General features: G+C 60.5%; 14 protein-coding genes. 10 read left to right on the forward strand and 4 right to left on the reverse strand.

From position 1 onward, the window contains the following. Positions 1 to 38 precede the first annotated feature (38 nt). The 8 genes from B5E56_RS04600 (at position 39) to B5E56_RS04635 (ending at position 8,031) form a co-directional block, all read left to right on the forward strand. Complete coding sequence (locus tag B5E56_RS04600) at positions 39 to 473, forward strand: ComEA family DNA-binding protein (RefSeq protein WP_087388836.1); 435 nt, start codon at positions 39 to 41, stop codon at positions 471 to 473. A 19-nt stretch (positions 474 to 492) separates the two neighbouring features. Then, positions 493 to 1,179 (forward strand): response regulator transcription factor, encoded by a 687-nt coding sequence (locus B5E56_RS04605; RefSeq protein ID WP_087187440.1) that lies wholly within the window; start codon positions 493 to 495, stop codon positions 1,177 to 1,179. 28 nt (positions 1,180 to 1,207) lie between these two features. After that, positions 1,208 to 2,641 carry a sensor histidine kinase gene (locus B5E56_RS04610; RefSeq protein ID WP_242958769.1) on the forward strand — a complete coding sequence of 478 codons (1,434 nt, stop codon included), beginning with the start codon at positions 1,208 to 1,210 and terminating at the stop codon, positions 2,639 to 2,641. Continuing rightward, a complete protein-coding gene (locus tag B5E56_RS04615; protein ID WP_087388838.1) occupies positions 2,638 to 3,561 on the forward strand; it encodes a GerMN domain-containing protein in 924 nt (307 codons plus the stop codon). Before B5E56_RS04610 ends, B5E56_RS04615 begins: the two co-directional genes overlap by 4 nt. Before the next feature lie 117 nt (positions 3,562 to 3,678). Further along, positions 3,679 to 4,962: an O-acetylhomoserine aminocarboxypropyltransferase/cysteine synthase family protein gene (locus tag B5E56_RS04620; RefSeq protein WP_087388839.1), complete on the forward strand. Its 1,284-nt coding sequence runs from the start codon at positions 3,679 to 3,681 to the stop codon at positions 4,960 to 4,962. 3 nt (positions 4,963 to 4,965) lie between these two features. Further along, positions 4,966 to 5,532 carry a prolyl-tRNA synthetase associated domain-containing protein gene (locus B5E56_RS04625; RefSeq protein WP_087388840.1) on the forward strand — a complete coding sequence of 189 codons (567 nt, stop codon included), beginning with the start codon at positions 4,966 to 4,968 and terminating at the stop codon, positions 5,530 to 5,532. Positions 5,533 to 5,615: 83 nt separating this feature from the next. Continuing rightward, positions 5,616 to 6,665 carry an alcohol dehydrogenase gene (locus tag B5E56_RS04630; protein WP_087388841.1) on the forward strand — a complete coding sequence of 350 codons (1,050 nt, stop codon included), beginning with the start codon at positions 5,616 to 5,618 and terminating at the stop codon, positions 6,663 to 6,665. Positions 6,666 to 6,768: 103 nt separating this feature from the next. Beyond that, positions 6,769 to 8,031 carry a zinc ribbon domain-containing protein gene (locus B5E56_RS04635; protein ID WP_087388842.1) on the forward strand — a complete coding sequence of 421 codons (1,263 nt, stop codon included), beginning with the start codon at positions 6,769 to 6,771 and terminating at the stop codon, positions 8,029 to 8,031. A 54-nt stretch (positions 8,032 to 8,085) separates the two neighbouring features. On the opposite strand, the gene recR is transcribed toward B5E56_RS04635, so the two are convergent. The 4 genes from recR to ilvA all read right to left on the reverse strand — a co-directional run bounded on the left by recR (position 8,086) and on the right by ilvA (position 11,302). Next, on the reverse strand, positions 8,086 to 8,688 hold the full coding sequence (gene recR / locus B5E56_RS04640; protein WP_087187433.1) for a recombination mediator RecR: 603 nt from the start codon (positions 8,686 to 8,688) through the stop codon (positions 8,086 to 8,088). Positions 8,689 to 8,706: 18 nt separating this feature from the next. Beyond that, positions 8,707 to 9,174, reverse strand: a complete 468-nt coding sequence (locus B5E56_RS04645) for a cupin domain-containing protein (protein ID WP_087388843.1) — start codon at positions 9,172 to 9,174, stop codon at positions 8,707 to 8,709. A gap of 2 nt (positions 9,175 to 9,176) precedes the next feature. Then, positions 9,177 to 9,824: a ribulose-phosphate 3-epimerase gene (gene rpe, locus B5E56_RS04650; RefSeq protein WP_087266360.1), complete on the reverse strand. Its 648-nt coding sequence runs from the start codon at positions 9,822 to 9,824 to the stop codon at positions 9,177 to 9,179. Positions 9,825 to 10,081: 257 nt separating this feature from the next. After that, the gene (ilvA, locus tag B5E56_RS04655; RefSeq protein WP_087388844.1) at positions 10,082 to 11,302 is read right to left on the reverse strand and encodes a threonine ammonia-lyase; all 1,221 of its coding nucleotides are present in this window, start codon (positions 11,300 to 11,302) and stop codon (positions 10,082 to 10,084) included. Between the two features lie 165 nt (positions 11,303 to 11,467). On the opposite strand from ilvA, the gene B5E56_RS04660 reads away from it, so the two are divergent. Together B5E56_RS04660 and B5E56_RS04665 are read left to right on the forward strand one after the other, a co-directional pair. After that, on the forward strand, positions 11,468 to 12,631 hold the full coding sequence (locus B5E56_RS04660) for a toxic anion resistance protein (protein ID WP_087187429.1): 1,164 nt from the start codon (positions 11,468 to 11,470) through the stop codon (positions 12,629 to 12,631). 102 nt (positions 12,632 to 12,733) lie between these two features. Next, on the forward strand, positions 12,734 to 13,405 hold the full coding sequence (locus tag B5E56_RS04665) for a response regulator transcription factor (protein WP_087388845.1): 672 nt from the start codon (positions 12,734 to 12,736) through the stop codon (positions 13,403 to 13,405).

Consider the following 13,405-nt stretch of genomic DNA (forward strand, 5'->3'; position numbering starts at 1 on the left):
CCCTGGACCTGGAAGCAACGGGAAGGCGGTTACAAAATATGAAGATTTCCAAACTGGAACTAATTTCCCTCCTGTTGGCCGCCGCCTTTGCGGCTTTTGCGGCGGGCTGGTTTCTGCGGGGCGCTTCCAGCGCCCAACCTGTACGGGTGGAGACAGAGAACTTGCTGGCGCAACCTACCGCCGTCACAGTTCCAGTCACCTCTGCCCAGCCGTCAGCTGTCCCGGTAGCGACCGGGACTCCGGCACCGGAAAGTGAGAACCCTGCGGCCTCGCCCTCCGGCAAAATTAATTTGAACACCGCCACAATGGAGGAATTGATGACACTGCCCGGCATTGGCGAGAAGCGGGCGGCTGCCATCGTCGCCGACCGGGAGGCCAACGGCCCCTTCCGGGTGCCGGAGGACCTGACCCGTGTAGACGGCATCGGCGAGGGCATTTTAGGCGGACTGATTGATATGGTTACCGTTTCTTAATAAAAAAGGAGGAACTGCCTTGAAAATATTGGTTGTGGACGATGAAAAGGTGCTGGTCAAGGGCATCAAGTTCAACCTGGAGAGCGAAGGCTACCAGGTGGAAGTGGGCTACGACGGGGAAGAGGCGGTGGAGCTGGCCCGGGGAGGCGGCTTCGACCTCATCATCCTGGACCTGATGATGCCCAAAATCGACGGACTTCAGGCCTGTATGCGGATTCGGGAGTTTTCCAACGTGCCCATCATCATGCTCACCGCCCGCAGCGAGGACACCGACAAGATCATCGGCTTTGAATGTGGGGCGGATGACTATATTACCAAGCCTTTCAACATCCTGGAGCTGAAAGCCCGTGTGCGAGCCCTGCTCCGCCGGGCAGGCATGGCTGCCCAGCAGATGGGCGGTGGCCGCAAGCTGGTCATCGGGCACATTACCCTGGACCCGGATGCCCGGGCGGCCTGGAAGGACGGCAAGAGCGTGGATCTGACTGCCAAGGAGTTTGACCTGATGGAGCTGTTGATGCGCAATCCAGGCCGGGTGTACAGCCGGGAGAATCTGCTCAACGTGGTGTGGGGCTATGAGTACGCCGGTGACTACCGGACGGTGGATGTGCACGTCCGCCGCCTGCGGGAGAAACTGGAGCTGGACCCTGCCAATCCAACCTACATCCTCACCAAGTGGGGCGTGGGCTATTATTTGAAGAATGGATAATCAGAAGAGAGAAGAGGGGGCCAGACGAGTGCCCTTCTGGCGATCCCTCCGGGTTAAGTACGCCATGACCTATCTGGTCATTGTGGCGGCGGTGGTGGTACTGCTCAACACCTATCCGGTGATGGTGACCCAGACTCTGGCCTACCAGTCCAAGCAGACCTCCCTGCAGAACCAGGCCTCGGTGCTGGCTTCCGCCCTGGCTACCGGGCCGGAAGCCCTGACTCAGGAGGGAGCCACCAAGACGGTCAGCCTGCTGCTGGGCAGCCTGGGGGTGACCCGGGTGGTGGTCACCGATCCCAACGGCTTGGTGCTGTGTGACTTTCAGGAGGGCAGCCAGCGGTCGGATACCGCTGGCCAGTATGCCATGATCTGGGAAATTGTCACGGCTTTGCAGGGCAATGATGTGTTCCGATCGGAGTATGAGGACGGGGCGTTGTGCAGCCGGGCGGCGGTTCCGGTGACCTACCGTTCCATGACTCAGGGAGCGGTTTACCTCTATGAGTACGACGCTCAGCAGGGGGCCCTGCTCCAGGGCATTCAGAACAACCTGCGGACCATTTCCATTGTGATCTGTGTGGTGACGGCGGCGATGGGCGTGGTGTTCTCCAAAGCCCTGACCCGGCGGATCGCCCTGCTGCTGCGGGGTATCCATACGGTGCGCCAGGGCGAGTACAGCCACCGGGTTACCGTTAAGGGCGGGGACGAGCTCAGCCGTCTGGCCGACGAATTCAACGAACTGACCGGGCGGCTCCAGACCACGGAGGAGGTGCGTCGGCGCTTTGTCTCCGACGCCTCCCATGAGCTGAAAACACCGCTGGCCTCCATCCGCCTGCTGACCGACTCTATCCTCCAGGCGGATAATATGGACGGCGATACCGCCCGGGAATTTCTCATTGATATTGGGGATGAGGCCGAGCGCCTTACCCGTATTACCGAAAAGCTGCTTACCCTTACCCGTTTGGACACCGCCCATGAGATCCATACTGGGCCGGTGGACGTCAAGACGGTGGTGGAGCGGGTGGAGCATATGCTCACTCCCCTGGCCCGAGCGGCAGAGGTGGAACTGAAGCTGTCGCTCCAGAGCGGATGTATCATTCGGGCCACCGAAGACGATCTGTATCAGGTGGCATTTAACCTGATGGAGAACGCCGTGAAATACAACCTGCCCGGCGGCACCGTGACCGTGACCCTGAAGCAGGAGGAAGATCAGGTGATCCTGCTGGTAGAGGACACCGGCGTGGGTATTCCGGAGGCTGATCTGCCCAAGATTTTTGACCGGTTTTACCGGGTGGACAAGGCTCGTTCCCGGGCCGCCGGCGGTACCGGCCTTGGCCTGTCCATTGTCCGGGACACGGTGCGCCAGCACGGCGGTACCGTGACCGCCCGGCGGCGGGAGCCGGAAGGCACCTGCTTTGAAGTGCGATTTTCCTGCTGGACGGAGAAGGGAGGGGAGGAACCGTGAGCAAGCGAGGCATATCGGTGCTGCTCTGTGCCGTCCTTTTGACCGCCAGTGGATGTGCTGCCCAGGAGGCCGGATCCGGCAAGCAGGATGGCCAGAGCTATGTGATCTATTACTCTGCCCTGTCCAATGAGGAGGGAGAATCAGCGGTAGAGGGGGAGCGCCGGGTCCTTTCTCAGGGACAGGAGACCATTCCCGGCCTGATGGAACTGCTGCTGGAGCAGCCCCAGTCGCCGGAGCTGACCACCCCCTTCCCCAGCGGGCTTCAACTGCTGGACTGGCAGTTGAAGGAGGGAGTACTCCATCTGGACCTGTCCGACCAATATTACAGCCTCTCCGGGGTCAACCTGACCCTGGCTGACGCCTGCCTGACCCTGACCCTCTGTCAGCTGGAGGAGGTGGACTCCGTCTATGTGACCGTGGAGGGCCATGAACTGCCCTATCGCTCTATTCAACAGCTGTCTGCGGAAGATATTCTGTTGGCCGGCGGTGCGGATGAGCCCATGTCCTTGGGTGTGGATCTGTGGTATCTGCGGCAGGGAGGACAGAATTTGGGCGTGGAACGGCGCCAGATCATCAAGGATGTGGACCAGACTGTGGTAGAGGCGGTGCTGTCTGCCTGGGCCGAGGGGCCGGAAGAGGCAGGACTGAGTCCCTGCCTGCCCCAGGGAAGCCAGATCCTGTCGGCTCAGGTAGAGGACGGCGTTTGTCTGGTGGATCTGTCTCCTGAGTTTATCCAGGGGCTGCCCGGCAGTGAAACAACGGCGGCCCTGATGGTGTACGCCATGGTCAATACCCTGTGCGAACTGGATGGGGTGGAGGCGGTACAGCTCTACATCGATGGAGAGCCGGCACCTGCTGTAGGCAGCTTGCCTCTGGACCGGGCCCTGATCCCGGACACCACCCTGGGCACGGAAGGGTAAGTATTGACAACCGGCGTTGCCGGGTGTACCATACCACATATTATTTGATGCTTCATAGCATTAGTGTGTGATGAGATCCAGCACTGTAACCCACGCAAAGAAAGGAAGAATCAGCCCATGAGCCAGCACCGTATCAGTACTCAGTGTATCCACGCGGGCTATACCCCCGGCAACGGAGAGCCCCGAAACATCCCCATTGTTCAGTCCACCACCTTCCGGTATGCCACCGGAGAGCAGATGGGGGCCCTCTTTGATCTGGAGGCCAGCGGTTATTTTTATACCCGGCTGCAAAACCCCACCAATGACCATGTGGCTGCCAAGATCTGCGCCCTGGAGGGGGGCACTGCGGCTATGCTCACTTCCTCTGGTCAGGCTGCTTCTTTCTATGCCATTTTCAATATCGTCTCCTGCGGAGAGCACGTGGTTTGCTCCTCCTCCATCTACGGCGGTACCTATAACCTCTTTGCCGTGACCATGAAGCGGATGGGCATTGACTTTACCTTTGTGGACCCGGACTGCACCGAGGAGGAGTTGAATGCCGCTTTCCGGCCGGAGACCCGGGCGGTGTTTGGCGAGACCATCGCCAACCCGGCTCTCACCGTGCTGGACATTGAGAAGTTTGCCAAGGCAGCCCATGCCCACGGTGTGCCTCTCATCATCGACAATACCTTTGCCACCCCGGTGAACTGCCGTCCCTTTGAGTGGGGGGCCGACATTGTCACCCACTCCACCACCAAGTACATGGACGGCCACGCCAACGCGGTGGGAGGCGCCATTGTGGACTCCGGTAAGTTTGACTGGACCGCCCACGCCGATAAGTTCCCCGGTCTGACCACCCCCGACGAGAGCTATCACGGCATTACTTACACCGAACGTTTTGGTCTGGAGGGGGCCTACATCACCAAGGCCACCGCTCAGCTCATGCGGGACCTGGGCGCCATTCCCTCTCCCCAGAACTGCTACTATCTGAACATCGGCCTGGAGACTCTGCCTCTGCGGGTGGCAAAGCACTGTGAGAACGGTCTGGCCGTGGCCAAATTCCTGAAGGACCATCCCAAGGTGGCCTGGGTGCGTTACCCTGGCCTGGAGGGGGACCCCTACTACGAGCGGGCTCAGAAGTATATGCCTAATGGTACCTGCGGCGTGGTGTCCTTCGGCGTGAAGGGCGGCCGTGAGGCGGCTTCCAAGTTCATGGCAGGTCTGAAGCTGGCCTCCATCGCCACCCATGTGGCCGATGCCAAGACCTGCACCCTGCATCCCGCCTCCACCACCCACCGCCAGATGACCGATGAGGAGCTGGCCGCCGCTGGCGTCTCCCCCGACCTGGTGCGCCTCAGTGTGGGCATCGAGGATATCAACGATATTCTGGAGGACGTGGCCCACGCCCTGGAGCAGGTGTAAGCCATGGTAGTAGATCCCAACGTATACAGCGGTCCGCCCGCGGAGGAGCGCCATCCCAACGAGATGGCGGTGTATGCCTACCTGGACAAGCTGGGTATCTCCTATCAGCGGTGTGACCATGACTATGCCAACACCATGGAGGACTGTAAGGCGGTGGAGCAGGTGCTGGGGGCTCCTATCTGCAAGAACCTGCTGCTTACCAACCGAAAGCAGACCGACTTTTACCTGTTGATGATGCCGGGGGACAAGCCCTTCAAAACCAAGGACGTCACCGCCCAGTTGGGTTGTGCCAGGCTGTCCTTTGCCACGCCGGAGCATATGATGGACCTGCTGGGGGCTGCCCCTGGCTCTGCCAGTGCTTTTGAGCTGGTGCACGACAAGGAGGGGAAGGTGCAGCTGGTGATAGACCGGGAGCTGATGGAAGGGGACTTTATCAGTGGACACCCCTGCTTCTCCACCTCCACCCTCAAGCTGACCCGGTCCGACTTTCTGGACCGCTTTCTGCCGGCGGTGGGCCACAAGCCCATCCTGGTGGATTTGCCCTGGCCGGAGCCGGAAACAGAAGTATGATATTGGGCGTGCCGCATTTGCGGCACGCCCTTTTGCATCATGGCTGGGAATATGGTATACTGTGGCAAAAAGGAGGGGGAGTCATGCTGGCCTATACTTATGTGGAGCGGGGGAAATTTGCCCTGCTGAACAAGCCAAAACCCCAGCTGATGGAGGACGGGGATGCCATTGTAAAGGTTACCCTGTCCAGCATCTGCACCAGTGATCTGCATATCAAGCACGGCTCGGTGCCCCGGGCGGTGCCCGGGATCACGGTAGGCCACGAGATGGTGGGCATCGTGGAGCAGATAGGCGCCGGGGTGTCCACGGTAAAACCCGGCGACCGGGTGACCGTGAACGTGGAGACCTTCTGCGGCCAGTGCTGGTTTTGCCGCCACGGCTGGGTAAATAACTGCACCGATCCTAACGGCGGATGGGCCCTGGGCTGCCGCATCGACGGCGGTCAGGCCGAGTATGTCCGGGTACCCTACGCCAACCAGGGCCTGAACAAGATCCCGGACGAGGTATCCGACCGGCAGGCCCTCTTTGTGGGGGATATCCTGGCTACCGGGTACTGGGCGGCGGATATCTCTAACATCAGCCCGGAAGATACGGTGCTCATCATCGGCGGTGGCCCTACCGGCCTGTGTACCCTCCAGTGCGTCCAGCTTCAGAGTCCCCGACAGATCATTCTGTGCGAGCGGGACCCTCTGCGCCGGGCCTTTGTGGAGGCACACTATCCCGGTGTGCTGACGGTAGGACCGGAGGAGGCGGAGGCCTTTGTGCAGGCTCACAGCGACCATGGCGGCGCCGATGTGGTGCTGGAGGTGGCGGGCGGACCGGATACCTTCCGCTTGGCCTGGCAGTGCGCCCGGCCCAATGCCGTAGTGACGGTGGTGGCCCTGTACGACAATGACCAGGTGCTGCCCCTGCCCGAGATGTACGGCAAGAACCTGACCTTCAAGACCGGCGGGGTGGACGGCTGCAACTGTGCCCAAACGCTGGATCTGATCGCGCAGGGGAAACTGGATACCACCGCCCTTATCACCCATACCTATCCTCTCAGCCGTATTGAGGAGGCCTATGAGCTTTTTGAGAACCGGCGGGACGGCGTAATCAAGGTAGCCGTGACAGCGGACGAGATAGATGGATAAGGCTGGAGAATTTGTGAAAGATATGGGTTTACAAACGTCGAAAGATGACATAAAATAAGATATCCCAGCAACCGCAAGAGAGTGTAGAGGAGAGTAAAAGCATATGTATTGTGAACACTGTGGGACTCAGATCCCGGACGGCAGCATATTCTGTGTTGCCTGTGGAAAGAAGCAGTCCGGCGGCGTTGTCACGGAGGAGCCCCGGCAGGATATGACTCCGCCCCAGGAGCCTGAGACTGTCGTGCCCCAGGCGGAGCCGGAGAACACCCCGTCCAACGATGAATTTGACTGGAGTACCTTTAACCCCGTGCCGGAGGAGCCGGTGGAGCAGGTAAAGGCCGAGCCGGAACCTGTTCAGCAGGAGCCTCAGAGCCCCTGGCAGGCAACCAGCGCGCCCCAGCAGGAAGCCCAGAGTCCTTGGCAGGCCAGTGCCCCGCAGCAGGAAGCCCAGAGTCCCTGGCAGGCTTCCGCTCCGCAGCAGGAGACTCAGAGTCCCTGGCAAGCCAGTGCCTCTCAGCAGGAGCCCCAGCAGAATTCCTGGCAGGGCAGCCAGCAGAACGCTCAGTCTGGCGGCTGGCAGCAGAGTGGTTGGCAAAGCAGTGCTCAGCAGTCTGTTCCCGGCTGGCAGCAGAATAGCTGGCAGAACGGCGCACAGCAGAGTGCACCCGGTTGGCAGCAGCAGAATAACTGGCAGCAGAGCGGCTGGCAGAATAACCAGCAGTCCGGCGGCTGGCAGAGTGCTCCCCAGCGGGGCTATCAGGGCGGCTGGCAGTCTGCGCCCCAGCAGAGTGCCTACAGTTCCCCCTATGAGGAGCGGAGACAGCCCACCTACAGCAACGGCCGAATTGATTACGGCTGCCCTATGAACTGGTACAAATTCCAGATCTATTTCAATATGATCCCGACTGCCCTGCTCTATCTGGCCTTTGGCGTTGTGCTGATGGTGATGGCGGGGATCGAGGGCGATATGGGGAGCAGTGTGGAGTACTATTATCGCAGTTTCCAGGCTCTGCTGATGGATGGGAGAGGGATGGCTATTCTGTACCTGCCACTCTTTATTCCTAATCCCATGATCATCGGCCTTGCCTGTGCGGTCTATGGTGTTCTGATGCTGGTGGCCTGGGTGAAGATGATCCGGCTCCAGTCGGGCGGCAACACCCTCTTCCTGGTCCTGGCCATTCTGCCCACGGTATTTTTTGCCGTCAACCTGCTGATCGCCTACACCCAGCTGAGCAACTATGTGCCCGGCCAGTATCTGATGGAGTACATGGCAATTCCCCTGGTCAGCCTGGGGCTGTGCGTGCTGGTCTACATCCTGCAGGTGGTCTATTTCAGAAAGCGGGCCTATCTATTTGTCAATCACTAAGATCGCGCCATCAACTAAAAAAGAGTTCCGCGCCACTGGCGCGGAACTCTTTTTTTACATTTCCCGGCGGCCCTCCAGGGCACGCATAAGGGTGGCGTCGTCGGCATATTCCAGGTGGCTGCCTACCGGGATGCCGTAGGCCAGCCGGGTCACCCTGACCCCGAAGGGGCGCAGCAGACGGGAAAGATACATAGCTGTGGCCTCTCCCTCAGTGTCCGGGTTGGTGGCCATAATGACCTCGCTGACCCCGCCTTCGGCCACCCGGTTTACCAGCTCCTTCACCCGCAGCTCATCGGGGCCCACATGGTTCATGGGGGAGATGACGCCGTGAAGGACGTGGTACACACCGGGATACTCCCGGGAGCGCTCCATAGCGGCCACATCTTTGGGGTCTGCCACCACGCAGATGACTGAGGGGTCACGCTTGGGGTCCTGGCAGATGGGACACAGGCCGTCTCCCTGGGAAAAATTCTGACAGACCGGGCAGCAGTGGATGGCGGCCTTTGCCTCGGTGATGGCCTGAGCGAAGGCGGCGGCGTCCTCCTCCGGCAGGGAGAGAACATAGAAGGCCAGCCGCTGAGCGCTCTTACGGCCAATGCCGGGCAGCCGGGCGAACTGCTCCACCAGCTGCTCCAGCGCGGGGGGAAAATATTGCATAGATGAAAACATCCCTTCTTAGAGATCGATCCCCTGAGTGCGGGGAGGGGAACCCGCCTGGATGAGGGCGTCCACATCCAGGGCGCGGCAGCGCAGGTCCAGTTGGGGACAGGCTACCCAGTCCACGTCGGGGAGTTCCTGACCGTATTTCACCGTGTGGGCCACCGTGCCTGGCAGCAGATAGGAGTTGTGGGGCACGTTCAGCGGGCAGAGATAAAAATCGCCAGTGCGTAGCACCCGGGGGATAAGGGCCCCGTCCCGTTCCTCCACCACCAGCATGGTGCCCTGCTGAATCACATTCAGCTCGTGGACATACCGGTGGAGGTGGCTGTTTTGCCAGCCGCTCTGGTCGCTGGCCTCGGTACGGATGTAGGAACTTCCGTCACAGGCGCACAGCCGGAACCGCAGCTCGCCGTTGTCCATCCGCTCATGACGGGTGGTGATGCCCAGGTCTTTGGCCTGCCGGTCGGTCAGGGGAGCAGGCATAGTCAGCCCTCCCGCAGGGCGGCGATGGCGGCAGCGGGGTCCACCGCTCCGTACACCGCGGAACCGGCCACCAGGGTATCGGCGCCGGCGGAGATCACCTTCCCGGCGGTCTTGGGACTGATCCCGCCGTCTACCTCCAGACGGCAGGCGGGATTATAGCGATCGATGAGGGTACGGACCTGATGGATGGTGTCCAGCTGGTGCTCCATAAAGGCCTGGCCGCCGAAGCCGGGCTCCACCGTCATGACCAGCACCATATCCAGGTTCTCCAGATAGGGGAGAATGGCGCTGGCGGCGGTGATGGGCCGCAGTGCTACCGCCTTTTTCACCCCAAACTCGTCCATGAGTCGGAGTGCCTCGGCGATACGGGTGGGGTGGTCGGCCTCCAGGTGGACCGACAGCAGGTCGGCCCCCGCCTTGGCAAAGGCCTCAATGTAACGCACCGGCTTGTCGATCATCAGGTGCACATCCAGGAACATATCGGTGCACTTGCGGATGGACTGGACCACCGGTACGCCGATGGTGATGTTGGGGACAAAGCAGCCGTCCATGACGTCTACATGGAGCCAGTCGGCGGAGGATACCCGCTGGATATCCCGCTCCAGGTTTACAAAATCGGCGGAGAGGATGGAAGGGGCGATCTTGATCATCATTTACCACTCCATTATTAAAAAAGATGGGGAGAACGGGCAAAGAGCCTGTCCCTCGTTGGCGGATGGGCCGGGGCAAAGGGAAAGTTGGGAACATAAGATACAGCAAGCGGATGACGCCCGGGGCCCCGCCGCTCCCCCGCGTACCCACGGGCTGCCGGCCCGGCGGTCTATGCTCTGGAATTGCGTGCCGCATCATATAGTGTCCGGGGGAGTATACTCCCCCGGACACAGTTGGTTTGCGGGGGCCGGTCCGCTTAATTATAGAAGTCGTTGGTGTGGCACTCCCGGGCCTGATAGCCGGCAGCACACATGGCGTCCAAAATGGCCCGCTTGTGGGTGTGGCCAAAGGCCTCCAGGGTAACCCGCAGCTCCACGCCGCTCTGGCGATTGATGTTGATAAACTGGTTGTGCTCCAGCTTGATGATGTTGCCGTTGGCCTCGGCCACGATCTGGGCCACCCGCAGCAGCTCGCCGGGACGGTCGGGCAGCTGAACGGAGAAGGTGAACACCCGGCCCCGGTTGATCAGACCGTGCTGTACCAGGCTGGCCACGGTGATCACGTCCATGTTGCCGCCGGAGAGGACAGGCACCACGTTCTTGCCCTTGCACTTGAGGTGATTCAGGGCGGCAATGGGCAGCAGACCGGCATTTTCCACGATCATCTTGTGCTTTTCCATCATATCCAGGAAGGCATCTACCAGTTCGTCGTCGTCGATGGTGATGATGTCGTCGATGTTCTGCTGGATGTAGGGGAAGATCTGGTCGCCGGGGGTCTTGACCGCCACGCCGTCGGCAATGGTCTCCACCTTGTCCAGGGTGACCACATGACCGGCATCCAGGCTGGCCTTCATGGAGGCGGCCCCGGCGGGCTCCACGCCGATGACGGTGACGTTGGGGTTGAGCAGCTTGGCCAGGGTGGACACGCCGGTGGCCAGTCCGCCGCCGCCGATGGGCACCAGGATCACGTCCACGTCGGGCAGGTCCTGGAAGATTTCGTAAGAGATGGTGCCCTGGCCGGTGGCGATGGCGGGATCGTTGAAGGGATGGACGTAGGTCAGGCCCTCCTCAGCAGACAGCTTGGCGGCCAGCTCGGCGGCGTCGTCAAAGGTCTCGCCGTGGAGCACTACCTTGGCACCGTAATCCTTGGTGTTGTTTACCTTCACCAGGGGAGTGGTGGTGGGCATGACGATGGTGGCGCTCACGCCGGCCTGCTGGGCGGCGTAGGCCACACCCTGGGCGTGGTTGCCGGCGGAGGCGGTGACCAGACCCTTGGCCTTTTCTTCCTCGGTCAAGGTGCTGATTTTATAGTAGGCGCCCCGGATCTTGTAGGCGCCGGTAACCTGCATATTTTCCGGCTTGATGTACACATGGTTGCCGGTGGCCTTGGAAAAGGCGGTGCTGTAGACCAGACTGGTGTTCCGGATGACCCCGGAGAGCACGCTGCGGGCCTCCTTAAATTCTTTCAGGGTGAGCATGGGGCAAGACTTCCTCTCTCAAAACGGAATATCGGAATATGTTTTTAATGATACTGACTTTTTGAGGGAAAGTCAACGTGTTCTTGACAGGGGAATGGGGGAACGGTACAATGATTTGGAAGAACAAGCCGGCGCTGCCGGTATGGAATATGGAGGGACGCAGTCATGGCTGACAACATGGATTTTACCCCGGAGCTGACGCTGACCCCGGATCTGGGTACCGCCGCAGCGGAAGCGCCTGCCGCGCCTCAGTTGAGCCTGGACCCCAACGCCAGTGAGGAGGCCAAGGCCATTCAGTTGGACGAAAGCCAGCTCACCGAAGCTGAGCGCAAGATGGTGGATGACTTTGCCCAGAAGATCGATCTGACCGATACCAATCTGGTGCTCCAGTACGGCGCTGCGGCCCAGAAGAACATTGCCGGTTTCTCGGAAAATACCCTCAACTCGGTGCGTACCAAGGATCTGGGCGAGGTGGGACAGGCCCTGTCCTCTCTGGTGGTGGAACTGAAGGGCTTCGGCGGCGAGGAGGACGAGAAGGGTTTCTTCGGCTTCTTCAAGAAGAAGCGCAACCAGCTGGAGGCCATGAAGGCCTCCTACTCCAAGGCGGAGACCAACGTAAACAAGATCGTGGAGGTGCTGGAGGCCCACCAGGTGACCCTGATGAAGGACATCGCCATGCTGGACCAGATGTATGACCTCAACACCAAATATTATAAGGAACTGACCATGTACATCCTGGCGGGCAAGAAGCGCCTGGCCCAGGTGCGGGCCGGAGAGCTGGAGCAGCTGCGTCAGAAGGCGGCCCAGAGCGGCGCCCAGGAGGATGCCCAGGCCTATAACGACCTGGCCAATATGTGCACCCGCTTTGAGAAGAAGATCCACGACCTGGAGCTGACCCGGATGATCTCCATCCAGATGGGGCCCCAGACCCGGCTGATCCAGAACAATGACACCCTGATGCTGGAGAAGATCCAGTCCTCTCTGGTGAACACCATCCCCCTTTGGAAGAGCCAGATGGTGCTGGCCCTGGGGCTGGAGCACTCCCGTCAGGCCACCGCCGCCCAGAGCGCGGTGACCAACATGACCAACGAACTGCTGCAAAAGAACGCCGATATGCTGAAAATGGGCACTTTGGAGACCGCCAAGGAGGCCGAGCGCTCCGTGGTGGACCTGGAGACCCTCCAGCATACCAACCAGCAGCTCATCTCCACCCTGGATGAGGTCATGAACATCCAGCAGGAGGGCGCCCAGAAGCGCCGGGAGGCCGAAGCGGAGCTGGGCCGTATCGAAGGCGAGCTGAAGCAGAAGCTTCTGGAATTGAGAGGCTAAGCAGGAACAATTAAAAGGCGCTGCAATATCATTGCAGCGCCTTTTTTGACATCAGATGGACACATCTTTTTGCTATCCTGTGAATGAAAGGAGAGGGGAGCCATGGCGGACCATATTCTGGTGGTGGAGGACGAGGCCCGTATCCGTGATATTATTCGGGACTACTTTACTGCTCACGGTCTGGACTGCGATCTGGCCCGGGACGGGGAGGAGGCTCTAGACCTGCTGCGGGACCACGACTACGATGCCATGCTGCTGGACGTGCTCATGCCAAACCTGGACGGCTTTTCGGTCTGCCGGGTGGTACGGGCCAAGAGCCGGATGCCCATCCTCTTCCTTACCGCTCTGGGCAGTGAAGAGGATGTGCTTCAGGGGTACGCTCTGGGCGCGGATGACTATGTGACCAAACCCTTCTCCCTGGCAGTGCTGCTGGCCAAGACAAAGGCGGTAATCCGCCGCAGCCGGGGAGTGGGAGACAGCGAGACTCTGAGGTGCGGGGTCATCGCCCTGGACCTTGCGGGACATACCTGCACCGTGGCGGGGAGACCGGTAAGCCTGACCCGCCGGGAATATGATCTGCTGCTCTGCCTCATCCGCAACAAAGGTCAGGTGCTCAGCCGGGACCAGCTGCTGGACAAGGTGTGGGGCATCGACTTCGAGGGAGGCCAGCGGGCGGTGGATGTGCGGATCAAAAGCCTGCGCTCCGCCCTGGGGAGCGCCGGAAAGCAGATCAAGACGGTATTCAAGGCGGGGTATCGGATGGAGGGCGAGTAA

Source organism: Flavonifractor sp. An112 (genome assembly GCF_002161085.1).
GTDB classification, from domain to species: domain Bacteria; phylum Bacillota; class Clostridia; order Oscillospirales; family Oscillospiraceae; genus Flavonifractor; species Flavonifractor avicola.

What these genes read in the sequence shown, in the direction of transcription:
- B5E56_RS04600 (WP_087388836.1), top strand. Translation starts at nt 39, where the DNA reads ATGAAGATTTCCAAACTGGAACTAATTTCCCTCCTGTTGGCCGCCGCC.
- B5E56_RS04620 (WP_087388839.1), top strand. Translation starts at nt 3,679, where the DNA reads ATGAGCCAGCACCGTATCAGTACTCAGTGTATCCACGCGGGCTATACC.
- B5E56_RS04625 (WP_087388840.1), top strand. Translation starts at nt 4,966, where the DNA reads ATGGTAGTAGATCCCAACGTATACAGCGGTCCGCCCGCGGAGGAGCGC.
- B5E56_RS04630 (WP_087388841.1), top strand. Translation starts at nt 5,616, where the DNA reads ATGCTGGCCTATACTTATGTGGAGCGGGGGAAATTTGCCCTGCTGAAC.
- B5E56_RS04635 (WP_087388842.1), top strand. Translation starts at nt 6,769, where the DNA reads ATGTATTGTGAACACTGTGGGACTCAGATCCCGGACGGCAGCATATTC.
- recR (WP_087187433.1), bottom strand. Translation starts at nt 8,688, where the DNA reads ATGCAATATTTTCCCCCCGCGCTGGAGCAGCTGGTGGAGCAGTTCGCC.
- B5E56_RS04645 (WP_087388843.1), bottom strand. Translation starts at nt 9,174, where the DNA reads ATGCCTGCTCCCCTGACCGACCGGCAGGCCAAAGACCTGGGCATCACC.
- rpe (WP_087266360.1), bottom strand. Translation starts at nt 9,824, where the DNA reads ATGATCAAGATCGCCCCTTCCATCCTCTCCGCCGATTTTGTAAACCTG.
- ilvA (WP_087388844.1), bottom strand. Translation starts at nt 11,302, where the DNA reads ATGCTCACCCTGAAAGAATTTAAGGAGGCCCGCAGCGTGCTCTCCGGG.
- B5E56_RS04660 (WP_087187429.1), top strand. Translation starts at nt 11,468, where the DNA reads ATGGCTGACAACATGGATTTTACCCCGGAGCTGACGCTGACCCCGGAT.
- B5E56_RS04665 (WP_087388845.1), top strand. Translation starts at nt 12,734, where the DNA reads ATGGCGGACCATATTCTGGTGGTGGAGGACGAGGCCCGTATCCGTGAT.